Origin of the sequence: Parvularcula maris, from assembly GCF_024505085.1 — a bacterium.
GTDB classification, from domain to species: domain Bacteria; phylum Pseudomonadota; class Alphaproteobacteria; order Caulobacterales; family Parvularculaceae; genus Parvularcula; species Parvularcula maris.
Genome location: NZ_JANIBC010000001.1, coordinates 574,907 through 594,706 on the forward strand (window position 1 = coordinate 574,907; position 19,800 = coordinate 594,706).

At 65.9% G+C, this 19,800-nt stretch carries 17 protein-coding genes and 1 tRNA gene; 11 read left to right on the forward strand and 7 right to left on the reverse strand.

Annotation, left to right across the window (positions count from 1 at the left end; translation table 11 throughout):
* Window positions 1–41 precede the first annotated feature (41 nt).
* Window positions 42–2,384 (reverse strand): ribonuclease R, encoded by a 2,343-nt coding sequence (rnr, locus tag NOG11_RS02765; RefSeq protein ID WP_256618104.1) that lies wholly within the window; start codon window positions 2,382–2,384, stop codon window positions 42–44.
* Window positions 2,385–2,512: 128 nt separating this feature from the next.
* On the opposite strand from rnr, the gene NOG11_RS02770 reads away from it, so the two are divergent.
* The 6 genes from NOG11_RS02770 to NOG11_RS02795 all read left to right on the forward strand — a co-directional run bounded on the left by NOG11_RS02770 (window position 2,513) and on the right by NOG11_RS02795 (window position 10,844).
* A complete protein-coding gene (locus NOG11_RS02770; RefSeq protein WP_256618105.1) occupies window positions 2,513–3,658 on the forward strand; it encodes a LysM peptidoglycan-binding domain-containing M23 family metallopeptidase in 1,146 nt (381 codons plus the stop codon).
* Window positions 3,659–3,791: 133 nt separating this feature from the next.
* Window positions 3,792–5,759 (forward strand): DNA topoisomerase IV subunit B, encoded by a 1,968-nt coding sequence (parE, locus tag NOG11_RS02775; protein ID WP_256618106.1) that lies wholly within the window; start codon window positions 3,792–3,794, stop codon window positions 5,757–5,759.
* Window positions 5,760–5,818: 59 nt separating this feature from the next.
* Window positions 5,819–6,943 carry a serine hydrolase domain-containing protein gene (locus NOG11_RS02780; protein WP_256618107.1) on the forward strand — a complete coding sequence of 375 codons (1,125 nt, stop codon included), beginning with the start codon at window positions 5,819–5,821 and terminating at the stop codon, window positions 6,941–6,943.
* Window positions 6,944–7,028: 85 nt separating this feature from the next.
* A complete protein-coding gene (locus NOG11_RS02785; protein ID WP_256618108.1) occupies window positions 7,029–7,742 on the forward strand; it encodes a metallophosphoesterase family protein in 714 nt (237 codons plus the stop codon).
* A 256-nt stretch (window positions 7,743–7,998) separates the two neighbouring features.
* The gene (cobT, locus tag NOG11_RS02790) at window positions 7,999–9,867 is read left to right on the forward strand and encodes a cobaltochelatase subunit CobT (protein ID WP_256618109.1); all 1,869 of its coding nucleotides are present in this window, start codon (window positions 7,999–8,001) and stop codon (window positions 9,865–9,867) included.
* On the forward strand, window positions 9,864–10,844 hold the full coding sequence (locus tag NOG11_RS02795; RefSeq protein WP_256618110.1) for an esterase-like activity of phytase family protein: 981 nt from the start codon (window positions 9,864–9,866) through the stop codon (window positions 10,842–10,844). Before cobT ends, NOG11_RS02795 begins: the two co-directional genes overlap by 4 nt.
* Here NOG11_RS02795 and NOG11_RS02800 read toward each other — a convergent pair.
* Both NOG11_RS02800 and rpmB read right to left on the reverse strand, forming a co-directional pair.
* The gene (locus tag NOG11_RS02800) at window positions 10,785–11,510 is read right to left on the reverse strand and encodes a hypothetical protein (RefSeq protein WP_256618111.1); all 726 of its coding nucleotides are present in this window, start codon (window positions 11,508–11,510) and stop codon (window positions 10,785–10,787) included. The genes NOG11_RS02795 and NOG11_RS02800 overlap by 60 nt on opposite strands.
* Window positions 11,511–11,669: 159 nt before the next feature.
* The gene (gene rpmB / locus NOG11_RS02805; RefSeq protein WP_256618112.1) at window positions 11,670–11,948 is read right to left on the reverse strand and encodes a 50S ribosomal protein L28; all 279 of its coding nucleotides are present in this window, start codon (window positions 11,946–11,948) and stop codon (window positions 11,670–11,672) included.
* 185 nt (window positions 11,949–12,133) lie between these two features.
* On the opposite strand from rpmB, the gene NOG11_RS02810 reads away from it, so the two are divergent.
* Entirely contained in the window at window positions 12,134–13,036 is a 903-nt protein-coding gene (locus NOG11_RS02810; RefSeq protein WP_256618113.1) for a DUF3108 domain-containing protein, read from the forward strand.
* Here the strand turns inward: NOG11_RS02810 and NOG11_RS02815 are convergent.
* Together NOG11_RS02815 and sfsA are read right to left on the reverse strand one after the other, a co-directional pair.
* The gene (locus NOG11_RS02815; RefSeq protein WP_256618114.1) at window positions 13,033–13,383 is read right to left on the reverse strand and encodes a hypothetical protein; all 351 of its coding nucleotides are present in this window, start codon (window positions 13,381–13,383) and stop codon (window positions 13,033–13,035) included. The two genes, NOG11_RS02810 and NOG11_RS02815, sit on opposite strands and share 4 nt — an antisense overlap.
* A gap of 72 nt (window positions 13,384–13,455) precedes the next feature.
* The gene (sfsA, locus tag NOG11_RS02820) at window positions 13,456–14,199 is read right to left on the reverse strand and encodes a DNA/RNA nuclease SfsA (protein WP_256618115.1); all 744 of its coding nucleotides are present in this window, start codon (window positions 14,197–14,199) and stop codon (window positions 13,456–13,458) included.
* A gap of 1,043 nt (window positions 14,200–15,242) precedes the next feature.
* On the opposite strand from sfsA, the gene NOG11_RS02825 reads away from it, so the two are divergent.
* The 3 genes from NOG11_RS02825 to NOG11_RS02835 all read left to right on the forward strand — a co-directional run bounded on the left by NOG11_RS02825 (window position 15,243) and on the right by NOG11_RS02835 (window position 16,603).
* Complete coding sequence (locus NOG11_RS02825; RefSeq protein WP_256618116.1) at window positions 15,243–16,013, forward strand: competence/damage-inducible protein A; 771 nt, start codon at window positions 15,243–15,245, stop codon at window positions 16,011–16,013.
* 65 nt (window positions 16,014–16,078) lie between these two features.
* Window positions 16,079–16,474 carry a response regulator gene (locus NOG11_RS02830; RefSeq protein ID WP_256618117.1) on the forward strand — a complete coding sequence of 132 codons (396 nt, stop codon included), beginning with the start codon at window positions 16,079–16,081 and terminating at the stop codon, window positions 16,472–16,474.
* A 46-nt stretch (window positions 16,475–16,520) separates the two neighbouring features.
* Window positions 16,521–16,603: transfer RNA gene (locus NOG11_RS02835), tRNA-Leu, on the forward strand.
* 107 nt (window positions 16,604–16,710) lie between these two features.
* Here the strand turns inward: NOG11_RS02835 and NOG11_RS02840 are convergent.
* A complete protein-coding gene (locus tag NOG11_RS02840; protein WP_256618118.1) occupies window positions 16,711–17,634 on the reverse strand; it encodes an alpha/beta hydrolase in 924 nt (307 codons plus the stop codon).
* A gap of 220 nt (window positions 17,635–17,854) precedes the next feature.
* Between NOG11_RS02840 and NOG11_RS02845 the strand changes: the two genes are divergently transcribed.
* Window positions 17,855–19,072 (forward strand): aminotransferase class V-fold PLP-dependent enzyme, encoded by a 1,218-nt coding sequence (locus NOG11_RS02845; RefSeq protein ID WP_256618119.1) that lies wholly within the window; start codon window positions 17,855–17,857, stop codon window positions 19,070–19,072.
* On the opposite strand, the gene NOG11_RS02850 is transcribed toward NOG11_RS02845, so the two are convergent.
* On the reverse strand, window positions 19,065–19,793 hold the full coding sequence (locus tag NOG11_RS02850; protein ID WP_256618120.1) for a sterol desaturase family protein: 729 nt from the start codon (window positions 19,791–19,793) through the stop codon (window positions 19,065–19,067). The genes NOG11_RS02845 and NOG11_RS02850 overlap by 8 nt on opposite strands.
* Window positions 19,794–19,800 lie beyond the last annotated feature (7 nt).

The following is a 19,800-nucleotide window of genomic DNA, read 5'->3' on the forward strand; positions in this document are numbered from 1 at the left end:
CCCTCTCCCGCGGGCGGGAGAGGGAGGCGATAGGACCCGCCCTACCGCTTCTTCTTAGGCCGCCGCGCGAAGGCCTTCGGCGCGTCCGCCGCTGGCTCCTTCTTCTTCGAAGCGGGCCGCTTTCCGGCGAGTTTGGCTTTCTCTGCCGCGGGAGCCTTCTTCGGCGCCGCCTCCTTGCGCTTCTTGTTCCGGGCACGGCGGGCCTCGCCCTTTGCCTTCTCATGGCGGGAAGGGCGCTTCTCCTCTTCCTTGGGCTTCTCCTTCTTCGAAGGCAGTGCCGGCTTGCTCAGCATGTCGAAGCGCAAGCCTCCTTGGAGCGGCGTCACCTCCACCAGGCGCACCTTGACCGGCATGCCGAGGGAGAACGTGCCGCCGCTTTCCTGGCCGACGACACGGCTCCTCTTCTCGTCATGCTCGAAATACTCCCATCCGAGCGTCCGCATGGGGACGAAGCCGTCCGCCCCCGTCTCGTCCAGGGTGACGAAGAGCCCGACACGGGTGACGCCGGAGATGCGCCCGGTGAAGGTCGCGCCCACCTGCTCCTCCAGAAATGCGGCCAGCATCCGCGCCTGGGTGTCGCGCTCGGCTTGGACGGCGGCGCGCTCGGTCTTCGAGATATCCTCGGCGATGCCGTCGAGCCGCTCCTCATCCTCCTCACGCTCCGCGCCCTCGCCGAGACCCAGCGCCCGCACCAATCCTCGGTGCACGGTCAAATCGGCATAGCGGCGAATGGGGGAGGTGAAGTGGGCGTAGCGTTTGAGGCTCAGCCCGAAATGGCCGACATTCTCGGTGTCGTAGACCGCCTGGCTTTGAGAGCGCAGGATGGAGAGGGCGATGATGTCGATCTCGTCCCGCTGCCGCGCCATCTTGAGGACGCCGTTGAGGTTCTTGGACCTGATGTCGTCCGCCTTCGGAAGGCTGTAGCCGAGCCCGGTCAGGTACTCGCGCAGCGCCGCTAGACGTTCCGGATCCGGCGGCTCATGCACGCGGTAGATGGCGGTGCGGCGGTGCTCTTCCAGGGTCTCGGCGGCGCAGACATTGGCCAGCACCATGAACTCTTCGATGAGGCGGTGGGCGTCCATGCGCTCCTTGCGCTCGACGCCTTCGACGGTGCCGTCCTCGCCCATGATGATGCGCCGCTCGGCCATGTCGAGGTCGAGGGGCTGGCGCCGCTCTCTCGCCGCGATCAGGGCGCGGTAGGCTTCGAACAGCACTCCCACCACCGGCAGGCCCTCCGCCTCCCCGTCCTCGATGGCCTGGGCGCGCTCATAGGCGAGGTTCTGGTGGTTCTTGATCTTCGCACGGAAGAAGCGGTGCTTGCGTTTGCCCCCCTTCGCGCCGATCTCGATCTCGCAAGCCAAAGCGAGCCGCTCCTGCCCCTCTTTCAGGGAACACAGATCGTTGGAGAGCCGCTCGGGCAGCATCGGCACCACCCGATCGGGCAGGTAGACGGAGTTGCCGCGCTTCTCGGCCTCGCGGTCGATGGCGCTCCCCGGACGGACGAAGTAGCTGACATCGGCGATGGCCACGGTCAGCCTGAAACCGCCGTCCTCGAGCCTCTCCGCATGAACCGCATCGTCATGGTCCCGCGCCGTGGCCGGGTCGATGGTGACGAGGGGTAGGCCAGTGAGGTCCACATGATGCTTGGAGGGCTGAAAGCCGATCGCCTCCGCCTCACGCATGACATCGCTCGGAAACTCCAACGGGATGTCGTGCTCGGCCAAGGCAATGAGGGACAGGTTGCGCTCTTCGGTCACCGAGCCGACCACCTCCGTCACCCTCCCGCGCTTCGGCCCGTAGCCGCGCTGGTTCACGGGTTCCGCGAAGACGAGGTCGCCTTCCTTCGCACCGAGCGTATCCTTCGGCCCGATCTCGTAGCTCGTCTTGGTCCTGCGGCTGACCGGATCGACGAAACCGCCGCTGCGCTTCGAGGCGGTGAAGGTGCCGAGGATCCGCCCCTCCGGTTTGGGCAGCACCTTGATGACGCTAGCCCGCAAGCTTTCGCCGTCCTGGTGGATGCGGCCGAGGAACCTGTCCCCAACCCCGATCGGCGGCCTGGCCTTGGCCGCTTCCTTGGACGGCAGCAGCACCTCGGCTTCAATCTCCTCCTGCGCCAGAGAGCAGACGAGGTCGCCCTCGCCGTCCATGCGCTGGGCGGTCATGACGGTGACCGGCGGAAGCTGGCCTGGGCGGCGCGCCCGCTTGCCTTCGAGGCGCAGCTTGCCCTCATCCTCGAGCCTGCGCAGCGCCCGGCGCAGCTCGGCACGGTCCGCGCCTTTGATGCCGAAGGCCTTGGCGATGTCCCGCTGCGCGGGGCTGTCGCCGCTGCTCTTCGTCTCGCTCTCGATGAAGTCGATCAGTTCCTGGTCGCTGGGAATAGGCATCTGCCCCCATGGCACGAGCCGCGCCGTCTCCCAAAAAGAAACCGCGCCGAGCAGTAAGGTTAGGCGTTTGTTAAGCCGCGATGGGCGATTCTTACCCTGGAACTAACCAACTCCACCGGAGCCCCGCCATGCCGATGCCGATTCGTAAGAAGCGCGTTCTGTCCGTCTCCAGCCTCGCTCTCGTGACCGCTGCTGCTGCCGCCATCCTCTATGACGCGGCGAAGGCCCAGACCGTGCCCGTGCGCTACGGCACCGATCCGGGCTACGCGTCGGAGGCGCCGCAGCAGCTCAGCTTCGCCGGCGAGGATGCCCCCGAGCCCGTCGGCGAGATCGAGCACGAGGTCCGGCCCGGCGAGACAGTCTACGCCCTAGGCCGCATCTACGACGTGAAGCCGGGCGCCATCATCGAGAAGAACGGCCTGCGCGCCCCTTACGGCCTGACCATCGGGCAGATCGTGATGATCCCCGCCCAGCCCCAGGAAGTGCTCCAGCCCCGCCGCCAAGTGGTCTCGGCGCCGAGGCGCACGAGGGCGGTGCAGAACCCCGCAGCCCTGCCCCAGCAAGCACCTGTCTCCTTCGACAACACCCATCTCGTCCAGCAGGGCGACACGCTCTACAACATCTCCAAGCGCTACGGCATCACCGTGGCCGAGCTGGCGCGCCTCAACGGCATCGCCCAGCCCTACACGATCAGCCTGAACCAGCGGCTCGTCGTGCCGGGCCGTCAGGCGCCCCAGCGCGTGCAGCAGCCGGTCGTCGCGTCAGCGCCCCGTCCGGTGGACCGCGAGGCCCTCTCCGCCAAGATGGTGCGCGAGACCATGCGCTCCGAGCCTGCGCCTAGCCTTGGCACGGGCTCGCCCTTCGCCTGGCCCGTGCGCGGTCCAGTGCTCCAGGATTTCGGTGACGAGCAGAGCGGCGGCACCCGCTCCGACGGCATCAACATCGCCGCCCCCATCGGCGCGCCGGTCCGCGCCTCCGCCGACGGCGAGGTGGTCTACAGAGGCGACGAGCTCGACGGCTATGGCAACCTTCTCCTGGTCAAGCACGAGGACGGCTGGGTCTCCGCCTACGCCCACACCGACGCCATCCTGGTCCGCAAGGGCGACTATGTCCGCCAGGGCCAGGTCATCGCCAAGGTGGGCCGCTCGGGCAATGTCGACCGCCCGCAGCTCCACTTCCAGCTCAGGAAGAACCTCCAGCCCCAGGACCCCATCGTCGCCATGCAGGGCCAACTAGACGGCGCACAGATGACGGCGGCGAGCCTGGAGCGGTAGAGACTGGCCGCTACGCTCTTCGTGCGCCGCTCCAGTGGGGCGGGCGTATCGTAGAAATCTTCCCTTCCATCGGTCACCACACCCGGCTAAAGCAGGTCGTTCCCCCTACGTTCCGTCTTAGTCTGGAGCCACCATGGCCGCCCCCTCCTACAGCGCCAAGGACATCGAGGTCCTCGAAGGGCTAGAGCCCGTCCGAAAACGCCCCGGCATGTATATCGGCGGCACCGATGAGCGGGCGCTGCACCACCTCTTCGCCGAGGTGCTCGACAACTCGATGGACGAGGCGGTGGCCGGGCACGCGACCCGGATCGAGGTGCATCTCAGCGAGGACGGCAGCTTGACGGTCACGGACAACGGTCGCGGCATTCCGGTGGACAAGCATCCCAAGTTCAAGACCAAGTCCGCGCTCGAGGTGATCCTCACCACGCTCCACGCAGGGGGCAAGTTCTCGAACAAGGCCTATGCGACGTCCGGCGGGCTCCACGGTGTGGGCATCTCCGTGGTCAATGCGCTGACCGACGAGCTCACCGTCGAGGTGGCGCGGGACCAGACCCTCTACCGGCAGACCTATTCCAAGGGCCTGCCTACATCGAAGCTGAAGAAAGTCGGCGCGGTGACCGGGCGGCGGGGGACCTCGGTCACTTTCCATCCGGACCCGGAGATCTTCGGTCCCGACCTTGCGTTCAAACCGGCGCGCATCTTCCGCATGACCAAGTCGAAGGCCTATCTCTTCGGCGGGGTGGAGATGCGCTGGTCCTGCGACAAGGCGCTCCTGAAAGAGAACGATCAGACCCCTGAGAAAGCCACGCTCAAGTTTCCCGGCGGCCTCTCCGACTACCTCACCTCCATCGTCGGCGAGCGGCCCACGGTGACGGCATCGCTCTTCTCCGGCAACGTACGGAAAGAGGGCGGGCACGGCACGGTGGAGTGGGCCATCGCCTGGGGCGGGGCTGGCTTTCAGAGCCCGGCCGGTCAGATGGCGGACGGTTTCACCTCCTCCTACTGCAACACCATCCCCACCCCCGAAGGCGGCACCCATGAGCAGGGGCTGCGCCAGGCGGTGACCCGCGGCCTGCGGGCTTACGGCGAGATGGCGAACAACAAGAAGGCAGCGCAGATCACCGCCGAGGACGTCTTCGGCACGGCCGCCGCGGTGCTCTCCGTCTTCGTCTCGAACCCCGAGTTCCAGGGCCAGACCAAGGACAAACTCGCCACCGCCGCCGCCACCAAGCTCACGGACGCGGCGATCCGTCCGGCCTTCGACCACTGGCTCGCCGACCATCCCAAGGAGGCCGACAAGCTCCTCGGCCACGTTATCGACCAGGCGGAGCAGCGCCAGCGGCGGCGGCGCGAGAAGGAGGTGCAGCGCGCCTCGGCCATGAAGAAGCTGCGCCTGCCGGGCAAGCTCTCCGACTGCACGGCCAAGGACAGGACGGGCACGGAGATCTTCCTCGTCGAGGGCGACAGCGCCGGCGGCTCGGCTAAGCAGGCGCGCAGCCGCGAGACCCAGGCCGTGATGCCGCTCAAGGGCAAGATCCTCAACGTCGCCTCCTCCACCCGCGACAAGATCATGGCCAACCAGGAGGTGATGGACATCGCTCTCGCGCTGGGGGTGGGGTTGGGCCGGAACTTCGACCTCGAGGACCTCCGCTACGACAAGGTCATCATCATGACCGATGCCGACGTGGACGGAGCGCATATTGCGGCGCTCCTCATGACGCTGTTTTTCACCGAGATGCCGGAACTCGTCCGTGCAGGGAACCTCTATCTCGCCCAGCCGCCGCTCTACCGCCTCAGCCATGGCGGCAAGACAGTCTATGCGTTGGACGAAGCCCAGCGCGACGCCCTGCGCGAGAAGGAGTTCGCCAAGAACGCCCGCGTGGAAGTCGGCCGCTTCAAGGGCCTCGGTGAGATGAACGCGCGTGACCTCAAAGAGACCACCATGGACCCGGCTACGCGCCAGCTCGCGCGGGTGAAGCTGCCCGAGGAGTACGAAGACGCTACCGACCTCTTCGGCAGGCTGATGGGCAAGAAGGCCGAGCCTCGCTTTGCATTTATTCAGGAGAACGCGGCGTTCGCGCAGGAGGCGCTGGATGTGTGAGAGAGGCAAGGGAAACGCTTGACCAGCATTGACTACATGTGTAGTCGAAATTCATGTCTATGCCGCCTCTTTGGTCTCTGGCCGCCCGCACAGGTCTTCTTGCTTTCGCGACGCTTGCAACCTGCGCTGCTGCTCCACCACAAGAAGAGTACGATCGTCAGGAACTTAGAGAGACCATTGAGGCGCGTCTGGCGGCGAATGGTGTTCCCGGCGCTTATGTAGCGGTCGTCCAAAACGGAAGGACAAGCTTCGAAGTCTCATACGGGACCGAAACCATTGATGGCGGGAAGGCTTTTGACAAAAACAGTTCCGCTCGCCTTGCATCGGCGACGAAGGTACTTTCTGGGCTCACCTTCCTCTCGATGGTGGAGGAAGGTGAATTAAATCTCGAAGCGACCCTTGGCGAGCTCGATCCTTCGGTACCCGACCGGTTCAAACCGCTTCCCGTCTGGCGCATCCTCAACCACACGTCGGGTCTGCCGATGATCGTAACCGAGGCAGAGTTTCAGGATTTGGACGTAGAAGGTATGCTGGCCTTCGAACCCGAAGACATCCTGCGGCTGATCGGTGACCGATCGCTTGATTTCGAACCCGGTGAAGGTTGGCACTATCAGCAGTCCGGCTACGGCCTTCTTGCCGGTGCGCTTCAGAAGGCGACCGGCAAGACTTTCCTGGAGCTGATGGAGGAGCATGTCCTAACTCCCGCTGGAATGAGTAGCACTGTCTTCAACGAGCCCGACACGATCGCTCGTGCGTACTCGGGAGAAAACGGAGCGCTTCGACCCCATCCAGGCATCTTTGTTCGGCCCCTCCTTCCTGCGGGCGGAATGGACACGACTGGCGCGGACTTGATAGCTCTGGTTCAAGCGCTCGGTCGCGGCATGATCGTTAAAAAGGACACGATCTCCAGGGAGCTTCTTCAACCGCAGCGGCTTCAGCGGCTTGGTCGCGATGCGGAAGGCGAAGGGTACGGACTAGCGACGATCATCTCTAGAAACGGCGATGTATGGACCATGGGGCACAGCGGCGGCGGAGGCCTTGCCAATATTCGCTACTCACCGGGGGAAGATACGGCTATCATCGTTCTGACCAACCGTTCAGGAGGGACGAACTCAGGATGGGAGATCGCAGAACTGCTGAGCACCGAGCTGTTCGGGGAACCTCACGTCGCCGTAGACGAATAAGCACGGTAGGTCGATCAGCGGCAACGAGGGGCTTCCAAGCGGGTCCGTCGCCCATCTGGACCAATATGACGGCTGCTGCGGCGGTATGATAAGCAGTATTCCTATCATCTACGCCATAGGCGACGTCCACGGACAGCTTGATACTCTTCGTGCGCTGGCGGATCAGATCGCGGCGCACCACCGGTTCCGCCATCCTGACACCCCCGGCCTCATCATCCAGCTTGGCGACATGATCGACCGGGGGCCTCGTAGTGCCGAGGTGCTGCGCTTCTGTAAGGACGGCTTCCCGCTGCCCTCGCTCACCCTCAAGGGCAACCATGAGGCGCTGATGCTTCGCGCCTTGGACGAGGGCACGGGCGGTGAGGCGTGGCAGGTCTGGCTCGGCAATGGCGGTGAGGAGACCTGTGCCTCCTTCGGCGTCGACCCCGTCGGCGGCAAGCCGTCGGATCTCGAGAAGGCCATCGGGGGAGAGCTTCTCACCTGGCTACGAGACCTGCCGCTCACCCATAAGGCGGGGCCTTACCTCTTCGTCCATGCAGGCATCCGCCCCGGCGTGCCGCTGCCCGAGCAGTCCGACCACGATCTTCTTTGGATCAGGGAGCGCTTTCTGGGGAGCGATGCCGACCACGGGATGACGGTGGTCCATGGCCATACGCCTACGGACGAGCCGGTGCAACGGGCCAACCGTATCGGCGTCGATACCGGAGCAGGCTGGGGGCGGAAGCTGACGGCGGTGAAGCTGGCTTCGGATGAGGTGCCGGAGTTTTTCGCGGTGCCGGTCGTAGGGCGGTTTGCATAGCCAACCGCCGCGGCGGAAAGCTTCGCGTTCCGCTCTACGACCCCGCCGAGTAACCCCAACCTCTTCGTGATCGAACGTTAACCCTGAAACCGGCGTTTGCAGCCGCGAAAAGGATGAGTGTCATGTCGCGTATCGCTCTTGGGGTCCTGATGGTCCTGTTCACGGTCGTCTTCGTCTTGCCTGCGGTGAACGCTGCGGCTTGATGCCCGACGCCATGGGGTGACGCGAGCGGCGTTTCCGCCCTACATCCCGGACCATGGACCAACGCGAGACCCCGAACGAGCGCTTCAAGCGGATGCTGACCCAGACCACGCGGGCGCTCTCTGCCGAGCCCGACGTGGAAGTGCGCTTCGGCGGCGACCAGCCGGAGACGGGGCCTGGCGAGGCGCGGCTGCCCTTGCCGCCGAGGCGCCTGGACAAGCGCAAGGTGGCGGTCAGCCGGGGCCATGCCGATGCGGCGGCGCTGAAGCTCGCTCACCATGACGGCGCGCTGCACCGGAAGCTGCAGCCGGAGAACCCCGAGGGCCGAGCCCTGTTCCAGGCGCTAGAGGACATGCGCTGCGAGGCCATCGGCTCGAACGCCCTCGACGGTGTCGGCGACAACCTCGCCGCTGCTCTCGACCGGCGGCTGGAGGAGAAGGGCTACCGCCGCATGGAGGACCGCCAGGACGTGCCCGTCCAGGACATCGTGCAGCTTCTCGCCCGCGAGCGCATGACCGGGCGCCCTGTGCCGAAGAGCGCGAAGAAGCTGGTCGAGCTCTGGCGCGACGAGATCGAGGCGAGCTGCGGCGAGGCCCTTGATGCCCTCTCCCAGCGCGGCAGCCATGACAGCCAGGAGGCGTTCTCCACCTTGGCCCGCGACCTCATCGACGCCCTCGATCTCGGCGACAAGCAAGGCGACGAGGACAGCCGCGAGGATCAGGAAGAGAGCCCCCCCGAGGATCAGGAGCAGCCCGAGGCCCACGAAGATCAAGGGGAAGATGACGATCAGGGTCAAGGTGAGAGCGACGAGCCCGAAGACCAGACCCCCGACTTCGGGGAAGCCAATGACGGCGATGCCGAGCTCGGCAACGATCCCGAAACCCTGGACGAGGGGGACCCCCGCGACGATGCAGGCGATGAGGCCCCGATCCTGCGCCGCGACACGCTGGGGGATAGCGGCGAGAACTACGTCGCCTACACCACCGAGTTCGACCAGGTGGCCCACGCCCACGAACTTTGTCCGCCTGAGGAGCTTTCGCGGCTGCGCGGGCAGCTCGATGGGCAGCTAGAGGGCCTGCAGGCCATCGTCTCGCGGCTCGCCAACCGGCTGCAGCGCAGGCTTCTCGCCCAGCAGAACCGGAGCTGGCAGTTCGACCTCGACGAGGGCATTCTCGACGCAGCGCGGCTTTCGCGCCTGGTGGTGGACCCCTTCCAGCCCCTCTCTTTCAAGCAGGAGATGGAGCAGGAGTTCCGCGACACCACCGTGACCCTGCTGCTCGATAACTCCGGCTCGATGCGGGGTAGGCCGATCACCGTGGCGGCGATCTCGGCGGATATCCTGGCAAGGACCCTCGAGCGCTGCGGCGTGAAGGTGGAGGTCCTCGGCTTCACCACCCTGGCCTGGAAGGGCGGCAAGTCGCGCGAGAAATGGGTCGAGGACGGACGGCCAAAGCATCCCGGCCGCCTCAACGACCTGCGCCACATCATCTACAAGCCCGCCTCGGTGCCGTGGCGGAGGAGCCGCGACAGCCTCGGCCTGATGCTGAAGGAGGGGCTCCTCAAGGAGAATATCGACGGCGAGGCGCTGCTTTGGGCGCATGAGCGGCTTCTGGCCCGGCCCGAGCAGCGCCGTATCCTGATGGTCATCTCCGACGGTGCGCCAGTGGACGATACGACGTCCTCGACCAATGGCGGCAGCTATCTCGAGCGGCACCTTCGCGAGGTGATCGCCATGATCGAGCAGCGCTCGCCCATCGAGCTTCTGGCCATCGGCATCGGCCATGACGTGACGCGCTTCTACCGAAGGGCGATCACCATCTCCGATGTAGAGCAGCTAGGCGGCGCGATGACCGAGCAGCTAGCGGCGCTCTTCGATGACGAGCCGCGTCAGGCACCCAAGCGCCGGGTCCGCGTGCCTGCATGATCCTCGCCCTCGCTGCGTCCATGATCCTGCAGCAAAGCGTGGCTCTTCAGGCCCGCCCCTTCCCAGGGCTCTCGGAGGAGGGCCGCGAGGTCGGCTGCATGCGGATGGATGCAGGCTTCACGCTTACCTCCAACGAGGAGCTTGGCGGCTACTCCTCCATGCTGTTGGGCGAGGGGGAGGGACGCCTTACCCTGCTGAGCGATGCGGGACATATCGTGGAGGCGGATGTTTCGTTCGGTGAGAGCGGGGTGGTCAGTGGGCTGACGCAAACCGTGCGCTACCCTATCGCTTTCCCTCCTGCACTCGGTCGAGGCCGCGATACCGAAGCCCTCGTCGCGCTCGGCTCGGGCAAGTTCCTCGTCAGCCGGGAGCGTAGCGGCGATCTGGTAGAGATGGAGCGGGGACCTCAAGGCTACCGGGTCACCAGGCAGATGCTGGATCTCAAGCCGGACTTCCCGAGGCTCGGGAATAACGGCTTCGAAGCCGTTGCGCCGTACCGGGACGGCTTTCTACTCGTACCGGAGAAGGTGACCGACGGAGAGGCGCCGGTTCTCCACTGGGAAGGTGAAACGCTCGAAGAAGTAGCCCGTCTCAAGATGACCGACGGTTTCGCGGTGACCGAGATCGTCGCCGATCAAACCCGAGACACGCTGTTCGTCCTGCAGCGATCCTTCAGTAGGCGGACGGGTCCTCGGGCGAGGGTTTCGGTGGTCCGCCTAGGCGATCTAGGCGGCGACGCGCTTCTAGAGACTTGGCTTCTCGGCCAGCTCAGCTTTCTCGACGGCGCCGATAATATGGAGGCGATGGCTCTGCGCGAGGCACCGGACGGAACGCTCCGCCTGCTGCTTGCCTCGGACGACAACTTCAACCCGGTGCAGCGGACCGTGCTGATGGACCTTGACCTCGCCGGCTGCGACCTAACGGCCGCCGAGCCCCGTGCGCGGGGGGACGATGAAGCGCAGTCCCGCATAGACTAGGGTGAAGGCCGCCGCGCCCGCGAGGGCGAGGAAGAGGCTGACCGCCAGCCACCACAGCCAGGGCTGCGAGGTGCCCACATAGGCGGCGGGGAAGTAGATCAGCGCCTGAACCCCAAGACCGATCAGCCCGCCGAAAAAGGGCGCACGCCACCAGTTTCCGCCCCTGGTGACATCGAAGACGGCGACCCCCGCTCCATGCCCGGCCATCCAGGACAGAACCACGGAGGTGATGAACCGCGTCTCGGGATAGTCCTCCGCGGCCAACTCGGGCGCCAGGTCGAGGACCAGCATGGCGGCGAAAGCGAGGGTCAGGAGCCAGCTCACCAGCACCGTCTGGCCGATCCGCCTGCTGCCCCAGCGGCGGGTGGCGAGGAGCGCAACGAAGAGCGCCGCGCCCAGAATACCCTCGCCGCGGCTCAGAAACCGTGACGGGGCCACCGCCTCGAGCGGCACCAGACCGTCGAGCATCCGCAAGGGCAGGTCCAAGGTGACGAGGCCGAGAACGAGGAGCGGCGAGAAGAAGAGGGAGAGGCCAAGCAGCGCCACCACGCGGCGCAGGGTCTGACCGAGAACGCGCACCACACGGCTGCGCCCGGTCAGCGCGTAGTCGTAGTAGCGCTCGACGACGAGCGGCTCACCACGGTCACCGCGAATGTCCTGGGGCAAACGCTCCTCCATAAGAGTGCAAGGAGGTAGGGTCTATCGCGCGGCGGCGTTAAAGGGAATTGTCGGTTGCCGGACATCGTAGGGCGGCCCGCATAGCGTGCCGCCTTCCGGCGTCGGCTTCTGTAACCGGCGGCACGCTGTGCGAGCCGCCCTACGGGCCTAAGCCGCCGCTTCGATGTCGCGCTTGATCTTGCGGGCGCGGTCCGAGAGCTTCTCGTCGCGAGCCTTCATCAGGAACGCGTCGAGGCCGCCGATGTGGTCGACCGAGCGCAGGGCGTGGGCCGTGATGCGGAACTTGAAGCTGCGGCCCAGACGGTCGCTGAGAAGGGTGACGTTGCACAGGTTCGGCAGGAACCGGCGCTTGGTCTTGTTTTGGGCGTGGGAAACGTTGTTACCCACCATCGGCGCCTTGCCGGTAAGCTCGCAAACGCGGGACATGAGAGGACCTCGGTCAGAAGGAAATCGAAGCGCGGCGCGTAACGTCTAGTCGTCCGAGCGTCAAGCGTTACAAAGCCGATGGAACTCCTTCACGCCTCTTTTTCGTTTTCACGGCCAGGGTTAGAAGTGAAATCGCGTTAGTCAGGGGCCTTCCGATGGTACGCTTCGCTTCTCTTGCGGCAGGGATGTCGCTGGTACTTTCCTGCCCCTCATCGGCGCAGGAGTATGAGGGCACGATCCCGGACTACGGCACCGAGGACTGGAAAGCCCTGTTCGCGGTCGATCCGAGCGCCGATCCCCTGGGCCGGACCCCGTTCGAGATCGGCCAGGGCATGGTCTACAACACCACCCTCAAGGGCGAGCTTGCAGGCCTCAATATCGGCCGCATCTTCCTCACGGTCACGGTCACCGATACCGGCTATGCGGTCGACTACAAGATGGAGCAGCGCGGCGTCGCCCGCTGGTTCTCCGACGGCGAGGCGGAGGCGAAGGCTTCGGGCCTCTTCGCCGAGACGGGCGGGATCAAGGCGAGCTACTACTACAACCACGACTATGACGGCGAGGACGACCAGCAGCGCACTGAGCTGCTGCGCAGGCCCGGCGAGGAGCGCTACCGCCTGTGGTCGCTGCCCGAGTACAACCTCCAGCGCCCGGTTTCGCCGCAGCAGGCGAAGGAGGCGGTGGACCCGCTAGGTGCCCTCGTGGCGCTGGCCTTCACCCCTGCCGGCCAGGGAGAAGACCCCTGCAGCCGCCGCGTGCCGGTGCTCGACGGCCGCCGCCGCTTCGACCTCGTCATGGAGCCCGACGGCATGGTCGAGGTGAAGAAGAACGGCCCAGGCCGCTACAAGGGCGAGGCCTTCCGCTGCAAGCTGATGCAGCGGAAAGTGGCTGGCTACAAAGAGAAGAACCGCGGCGATATCGAGGGCGACATCTGGGTGTACCTCGCCGAAGTGCCCGAGGAGATGCGAACCGAGCGGCTGGCCTACGTCCCGGTCAAGATCGTCGCCCGCTCAGGCCTCATCGGCGCCTCCCTCCAGGCGAAGAGGCCGACACTGACGAGTGCGGACGGAACGAGCGTGGAGCTCTAACGCAGCCGCCGGTGCACGCCGGTCCGGCGCATGGGCTCGCCGTAGTGGTGCTTCTTCACCGGGGGCTCCTCGTCCTCCTGGTCCGTTTCATCGTCCGTGTCGGCGATGGGTTTGGCGATGTCCTTGGGCAGCACCTTTTCCGCCTTGCGAAAGAAGCGGTTGAGCCAGCGGAAGCGCTTGCGCGCGGCCTTGAGGAGCTTGGCCGCGAGGGGGTTCGAGGCGACCAGGATGATCGTCGCGACGAACAGGAGAAGCGCCCCGAGGGGGATGGGGGAGATCAGCAGCGGGATGCCGATGAGGAACAGCGCACCGCCCACCACGGTGCCGATGATACGCCAGAGGACCATGCCCGGCTCCCTTACCCTTATCCTAAGCTAGGGCGCCGAAGAGCCGTTGAGAAGGGCGGCGTTTTGCCTTTGTCAGCCAGCGAGCACCGGCACGGCCCCTCGCGGCAGGATCGCCTCAGCGCTGACGTCGCAGACAACGGCGCGCATGACGACCCCGGCGCGGGCCGCCTCGTCGAGCCCTTCGGCATAGGCGGGATCGAGGTCACGCGCCGCCATCACCGCCTTCGCATCGCCGCGTTGCACGACGAAGAGAAGCGTCGCCCGATGCCCCTCCGCCACCATCCGCGAGAGCTCGCGCAGGTGCTTCAGCCCGCGCGCCGTGACGCAGTCGGGAAACTCCGCCGTGCCGTCCGAGCGGCGCATGAGATGGCAGTTCTTGATCTCTATATAATGGTCCGCACCATTTGGAGAGATGTGATCCGGCTCGCCCGGCTGGAGGAGGTCGATGCGGGAGCGTTCCTCGCCATAGCGGACCTCGCGCAGCAGCTCGCCCTTCGGATCGACACCCTCCACCAGCCCCGCTCGGATCGCCTCCACGGCCAGTCTGTTGGGGTGGTTGGTGTTGACCCCTGTCGCGATCGGTCCGCCGCCCGATGCCTCGCACTCCACCACTTCCAAGGTCAGCGGCAGCTTGCGCGCCTTGTTCGGTGAGCGGCTGACCCAGCAGCGAGCGCCCTCGGGCGCCACCCCCATCATCGCGCCGGGGTTGGGGCAGTGCACGGTCGTCTCCTCACCGCCTGGCAGAGCGATGTCGGCGAGGAAGCGCTTGTAGCGACGCAGGAGGACGGCTTCGGTGAGGGGAGGGTCGAAGATCATGGCGGTCCCTAGCGCGGGTCGCGAGGGGCGCAACCCACCCCCGTCATCCTGGAAGCGCGTGGCGCTATACGGGACCTATGGACGGGGGAAGCGACGCACGGCCCGTAGGGCGGCTCGCGGCAGCGTGCCGCCTTCCTCCCCCCGCAGGCGGAGGTGCCCGAAGGGCGGAGGGGGACGTTCAAGAAGCGCCTTCGCTAGTTGCAGCTCCCCTCCGACCCCTACGGGGCCACCTCCCCTGAAGGGGAGGAAGTCTTCAAGGATAACGGCGGAGGAAAGGCACGGCCCGTAGGGCGGAACGCGAAGCTTCCCCCATCAAAGTAACCCACCCCCGTCATCCCGGAACCCGAAGGGTATCCGGGACCCATGGCCTATGGGTAGTCACGTGAACAACGCCAACGAGGTTTACACACCCCAGTCCATGGGTCCCGGATCAGCTTCGCTGTCCGGGATGACGGAGGGAGCAAGGTCCAGCCCGAAGGGCGGAGGGGGCTACGACACTTTTGACTTATCCCCGCCCCTTCGTATTCCCGTATAGTCCCCTCGCTCCTCCCCGCATGGTGGAGCTGACCGGTAGCTTGTTCAGGCGGGGAGGCGGTGCTCTGCATGGTGCCCCCGTATGGCTTGCGGGGAGGAAGGAGCGGTCCCGGCAAGGTGGGACGCCTTTCGCCAGCACCAAGCAGCGAGAGCTTGAAGCGCTGATCGGCCTGCGGCGGACCCAGAGCCCCGCCCCCCGACCGGCCTCTCGTAACAGTGCCGGGAGCGGATGGTGCAGCGTTGCACCCTACCTATGCAACTGAAGCGACGATGACCCATCCGCTCCAGCCTCCACCACCATGCAGCCGCCGCCAAGCCCTGGCGAGCGGGTTTCGGTGCTGCTCCCTACCGCCGTCATCCCGGAAAGCGCGTGAGCGCTTATCCGGGACCCATGGACCAAACCGAACAAGCAGAAGCGGAACACCGGCCGACCACCCGCCGCGGATGTGAAGCACGACAAAGGTCAACTCGCTTGAGGCTCTCCATCAACCGCCGCTAGACCCCCCGACATGAAGAAGAACCCCCAGACCGCCGCCTGCCTGCTCATCGGTGACGAGCTTCTCTCCGGCCGCACCCGCGACGCCAACGCCAACACCCTGGCCAAAGCCCTCTACGCCAAGGGCATCGAGCTGATCGAGGTGCGGATCGTGCCCGACGAGCACAAGACCATCGGCAACGCGCTGATCGACCTCAAGGTGAAGGCGGACATCGTCATCACCTCGGGCGGGATCGGTCCGACCCATGACGATATCACCGCCGATGCCGTCAGCGCGGCCTTGGGCCGCAAGACGGTGGAGCACGACGGCGCCATGAAGATCCTCAAGGCGCACTACGCGGCGAAGGACGAGGAGGTCACCGACGCCCGCCGCCGCATGGCGCGGATGCCGAAGGATGCCGAGCTCATCGCCAACAGCGTCTCTGGCGCGCCGGGCTTCAGGGTAGAGAACGTCTACGTTCTTGCCGGGGTGCCCGCCATCTTCGACGCCATGCTGGAGGAGGTGCTGGCCGCCGTCCCCGACGGCGAGCCGGAGACCGTTTATCATGTGACAGGTGAGGCGAAGGAGAGCGATCTGGCCGACGGTCTCCGCGATCTCGAAACGGCGCTCAAAGGATTAAAGATCGGTTCGTATCCGGGGCCGACGGGGAAGGGCGGTCCGCTGACCATCGTCTGCAGATCGCGGAGCGCCTCGGTTTGCGAGCAGGCGGCCCTGGCTGTGAAAGCCCTTTTCACCGCGCAGGGGAAAGAAGCCGAGATTGGTCAGGGAGATAGACCGGCCTAGCTCATGGGAAGCGGCGCTTTGCCGTGTTAACGCAACCTTTCACCCGTGATGCTGTCCTCTTATCCATGACCAAAGCCCAAAGCTTCAAACCCAGCCTCGATCACATCCTGATCTGTGAGGACGACCCCGTGCAGGGCAAGCTGCTCGAGGAGCTTCTGAGGGCGAAGGGCTATGGCTGCGTCGGCCCGTGCATGACCGCCAGCGACGCCGTCAGCGCCGCCAGGGACGCCCCGGTGCGGGCGGCGCTTCTGGACGTGGCGCTCGATGGAGGCTCATCGAAGGAGGCGGCGAGCATTCTCAAGGAGCGCGGCATCCCCTTCGCCTTCATCACCGCCTACGGCCCCGGCACCGCCTCGACCATGGCCGCCTATTCCGACGAGCTGATCGTGCCGAAACCCGTCTCGCCCGACGTGCTCGGCGACATCATCGACACGCTCATCCCGGCAGGGAGCGCAGAGTAGACCCTTGCAGAAAGAGGGCGGACCCTCTCATAACGGCCTCACCCTTGCGGGCGTGGTGGAATGGTAGACACAGCGGACTTAAAATCCGCAGCCTATGGCGTGGGGGTTCGAGTCCCCCCGCCCGCACCATTCGTAGCTGGTCCGGGGACCTTTTTCGGCCGCCACGCTTCGAAGTGCTCGAATTGATCAGCCGCGGCAGCTTGAGGCGCAAGAAGCGCCAATCGCGCTTTCTACCGCTACTCGTACAAACCAACCGCTTCCATCAGCAGCTCGGCCTGCGCTTCCCAGGCTTCCGTGCCGGGGGCGATGAGTTCGACATGACCTCCGGGGACTTCGATGTAGCGGGCAGGACCGCCTCCCTCGATCACCCTATCCGTGTACCCTCTACCCAGAAGGGGCGGAGCGATTCGATCATTCGCGGCGTGGACGCTGATCTGCTCGGGACCTGCGGGTTGGAAGAGGACGGGTGACGTGTCCGCCAAAGGGTTGGGGCGTTCGGGGGTGGGCCTGCCGGTAACCTTGTCCATCACATCGGCGAGGCAGGTGGTGAGGGTGACGGGCTTCGACGCTTCCAGGTCGGCCAGACCGCCCGAGACCAGGGCGGTTCTCATCGCGGAAGCGGTGTCGGAGCCGAGCGGGTTCTCGCCGTCGAGGTTATGCCGCGCGGAAAGCCACGCTACGAGATGTCCTCCTGCGGAGTGGCCGAAGCCTGCGACCCGCGAAGGGTCGATGCCTAGGGTTTCCGCTTCCTCGAAGAGGTGAGCTTCCGCCGCCGCCACATCCTCATAGGTGCCGAGGTAGCCTCCGCCTTCCTCGTCTACGCCGCGATACTCGATATTGAACACGGCCAGTCCGCGCCGCCTGAGATCGTCGGCGGCATAGTTCATCAGGGTACGATCGGCAATGGCCTTCTGCCAGCAGCCTCCATGGATCATCAGAACGGCCGGATGCGGACCTTCCCCCTCGGGGAGCCATAGATCGGCGATGCCCGCTTCGTGGTCCGCATAGCGCACCGTGCGGTCCGGCCGGGGCAGGGGGCGGCTCGTCAGCTCCTCCCAGCCCATCAGTTCGGTGCCGGGTGCTGGCGCAGAGCTCGGTTCGCTATCGCCGCAGGCGGCGAGGAGAAGGGCGGCGGCGAGAAGGAGGGTTCGGATCAGCATGGGGTTTCCTAGGGCAAAGCCCGGCTCGCTGTCAGCACTGGAGATAGCGAGCCGCTGCGCTAGGGTCCGGACCTACAAACTGTCACGGGTTTGGCGCCCTGTCGTCGTCGCTGAACCTTGAGGTAGCCAGCTACCCCTGCGGTCCAGCTCCTATCCAGAACGCTAAACCGCCTCGAGCAAAACCGTGACAGTTTGTAGGTCCGGGCCCTAGAAGGCAGCCATGAGAAGCCTGATCACCAGCCTCGACCTCGCCCGCCACTACGATGCGGAGGACCCGCTCGGAGGCAGGCGCGCCCTGTTCGAGATACCGGAAGGCGTCACCTATCTCGTCGGCCACTCCCTCGGTCCGCTGACGCGCAGCGCCGCCGCGCGGGCCGACCGGGCGCTTCGCCAGGAGTGGGGCGAGGGGATGGTGCGGTCCTGGAACAGCGCGGGCTGGATCGACCTTGCCGGTGAGGTGGGCGACGCGATCGCTCCCCTGATCGGCGCGGCGCCGGGGGAGGTGGTGGTCTGTGACAGCGTGTCGGTGAACCTCTTCAAACTTGCCGGGGCGGCGCTGCCCCTGGCGAGGAAGCGGCTCGTGATGGTGGATGATCACGAGTTTCCCACCGACCAGTACATCGCCGAGGGATTGGCGGAGCTTGCCGGTGGCGAGGTCCGGCGTCTGCCAGCGGGCGAGGAGGGCTATGGCGAGGGCGGGGTGCTGATCCGCTCGGTGGTGAGCTACCGCAGCGGCGAGATCGTCGATGTGGCCGCAGCCGAGCGGCGCGCGCGGGAGGCCGGTACGGTCATCGTGTGGGACCTCAGCCACGCCGCCGGAGCGGTGCCGCTCAACCTTTCCGCAGACGGAGCGAGGCTGGCGGCGGGCTGCACCTATAAGTACCTCAATGGCGGGCCGGGGGCTCCCGCTTATGTCTATGCTGCCGAAGCCTTTGCCGAGAAGCTGTCGAGCCCTCTGCCAGGCTGGCTGGGGCATGCCGCGCCCTTCGCCTTCGACAGCGGATACACGCCGGCGGCGGGCGTGCAGCGCTTCGTAGCCGGGACGCCGCCGATCCTGTCGTTGAGCGCCTTGGCCGGAGCGCTTGAGGCCTTTGAAGGCGTGTCTCCAAGTGCCCTACACGGGAAAGCGGGTGTGCTCGGCGACATCGTTCTGCAGCGTGCGGAGGGGATGGGGTTAGCGGCATCCTCGCCGAAGGATCGCAGCAAGAGGGGTGGGCATGTCAGCTTGAGCCACGAGCACGGCTACGCCGTGGTGCAGGCCCTCGCGGAAGAGGGGGTTCTCTCGGACTTCCGAACGCCGGACACCATCCGGTTTGGACTCTCGCCCCTGTTCCTCTCCGCCGAAGAGGTCTGGGGTGTGATGGACCGGCTCGAAGATATTCTCCGTACGAAGCGCTATGAAGAAGCGCGCTTCCAGGTTCGCTCGAAGGTCACCTGAACGGGTCGGCGGCCAAGGCTCCGAGCCCCTTGTCGGACTGCCCTTCGACACCGTATTGGCCCTCGGTTTCTTCGCGGCGGAAGGAGCCGAACAGGCGGTCGAACAAGGTCGTCAGTGTGCCGTAATTGCTGTCAGTGGCCTCCCGCCTCGGCACATGGTGGACCCGGTGGTGGCGGGGCGTGACCACTGCCCGGCGCATGGTCTCATCGACAGCCTTGGGAAGCTGGAGGTTGGCGTGGTGGAAGCCTGCCGAGATGATGACCAGCGCATCGAACAGCAGGATGGCCTCGACGCTGATATCCAGCGCCAGAACGAAGAACCCGCGCACCGCCGCCGAAAGAGCCACCTCGCCGGGGTGGAAGCGCAGCGCCGAGGTGACGTCCAGGAACTCGTCATAGTGATGGACACGGTGGAACCGCCAGAGGACGGGCAGCTCGTGATTGGCGCGGTGCCACCAGTAGATGAAGAACTCGAGCGCGATCAGGTCGGGCAGGAAGCGCAGCCAGAACGGGGTCTCTTCCCGCCAGGCCGGGCCGAACTCCGCAGCCGCCAGGGAGACGGGCGTCACGATGGCCATGGTGGTCAGCACGCCGAGCATGCCGAGCGCGACGTTCTTGATCAGCCGGGGGCGGGACGGACGCCGGTGCGCAGGGCTCAGCCGCTCCCAGAAGAGCCAGACCGCCAGGGCGATCCCCACGCCGATGGTCAGCCCCGTTTCCACCCTTCGG

Bases quoted from the DNA above. Each gene is read 5' to 3' on its own strand.
- NOG11_RS02830 (WP_256618117.1), top strand. From the start codon at position 16,079: ATGACCAAAGCCCAAAGCTTCAAACCCAGCCTCGATCACATCCTGATC.
- sfsA (WP_256618115.1), bottom strand. From the start codon at position 14,199: ATGATCTTCGACCCTCCCCTCACCGAAGCCGTCCTCCTGCGTCGCTAC.
- NOG11_RS02770 (WP_256618105.1), top strand. From the start codon at position 2,513: ATGCCGATGCCGATTCGTAAGAAGCGCGTTCTGTCCGTCTCCAGCCTC.
- NOG11_RS02795 (WP_256618110.1), top strand. From the start codon at position 9,864: ATGATCCTCGCCCTCGCTGCGTCCATGATCCTGCAGCAAAGCGTGGCT.
- NOG11_RS02840 (WP_256618118.1), bottom strand. From the start codon at position 17,634: ATGCTGATCCGAACCCTCCTTCTCGCCGCCGCCCTTCTCCTCGCCGCC.
- NOG11_RS02815 (WP_256618114.1), bottom strand. From the start codon at position 13,383: ATGGTCCTCTGGCGTATCATCGGCACCGTGGTGGGCGGTGCGCTGTTC.
- NOG11_RS02825 (WP_256618116.1), top strand. From the start codon at position 15,243: ATGAAGAAGAACCCCCAGACCGCCGCCTGCCTGCTCATCGGTGACGAG.
- rnr (WP_256618104.1), bottom strand. From the start codon at position 2,384: ATGCCTATTCCCAGCGACCAGGAACTGATCGACTTCATCGAGAGCGAG.
- NOG11_RS02780 (WP_256618107.1), top strand. From the start codon at position 5,819: ATGCCGCCTCTTTGGTCTCTGGCCGCCCGCACAGGTCTTCTTGCTTTC.
- NOG11_RS02845 (WP_256618119.1), top strand. From the start codon at position 17,855: ATGAGAAGCCTGATCACCAGCCTCGACCTCGCCCGCCACTACGATGCG.
- NOG11_RS02785 (WP_256618108.1), top strand. From the start codon at position 7,029: ATGATAAGCAGTATTCCTATCATCTACGCCATAGGCGACGTCCACGGA.
- NOG11_RS02810 (WP_256618113.1), top strand. From the start codon at position 12,134: ATGTCGCTGGTACTTTCCTGCCCCTCATCGGCGCAGGAGTATGAGGGC.
- rpmB (WP_256618112.1), bottom strand. From the start codon at position 11,948: ATGTCCCGCGTTTGCGAGCTTACCGGCAAGGCGCCGATGGTGGGTAAC.
- cobT (WP_256618109.1), top strand. From the start codon at position 7,999: ATGGACCAACGCGAGACCCCGAACGAGCGCTTCAAGCGGATGCTGACC.
- parE (WP_256618106.1), top strand. From the start codon at position 3,792: ATGGCCGCCCCCTCCTACAGCGCCAAGGACATCGAGGTCCTCGAAGGG.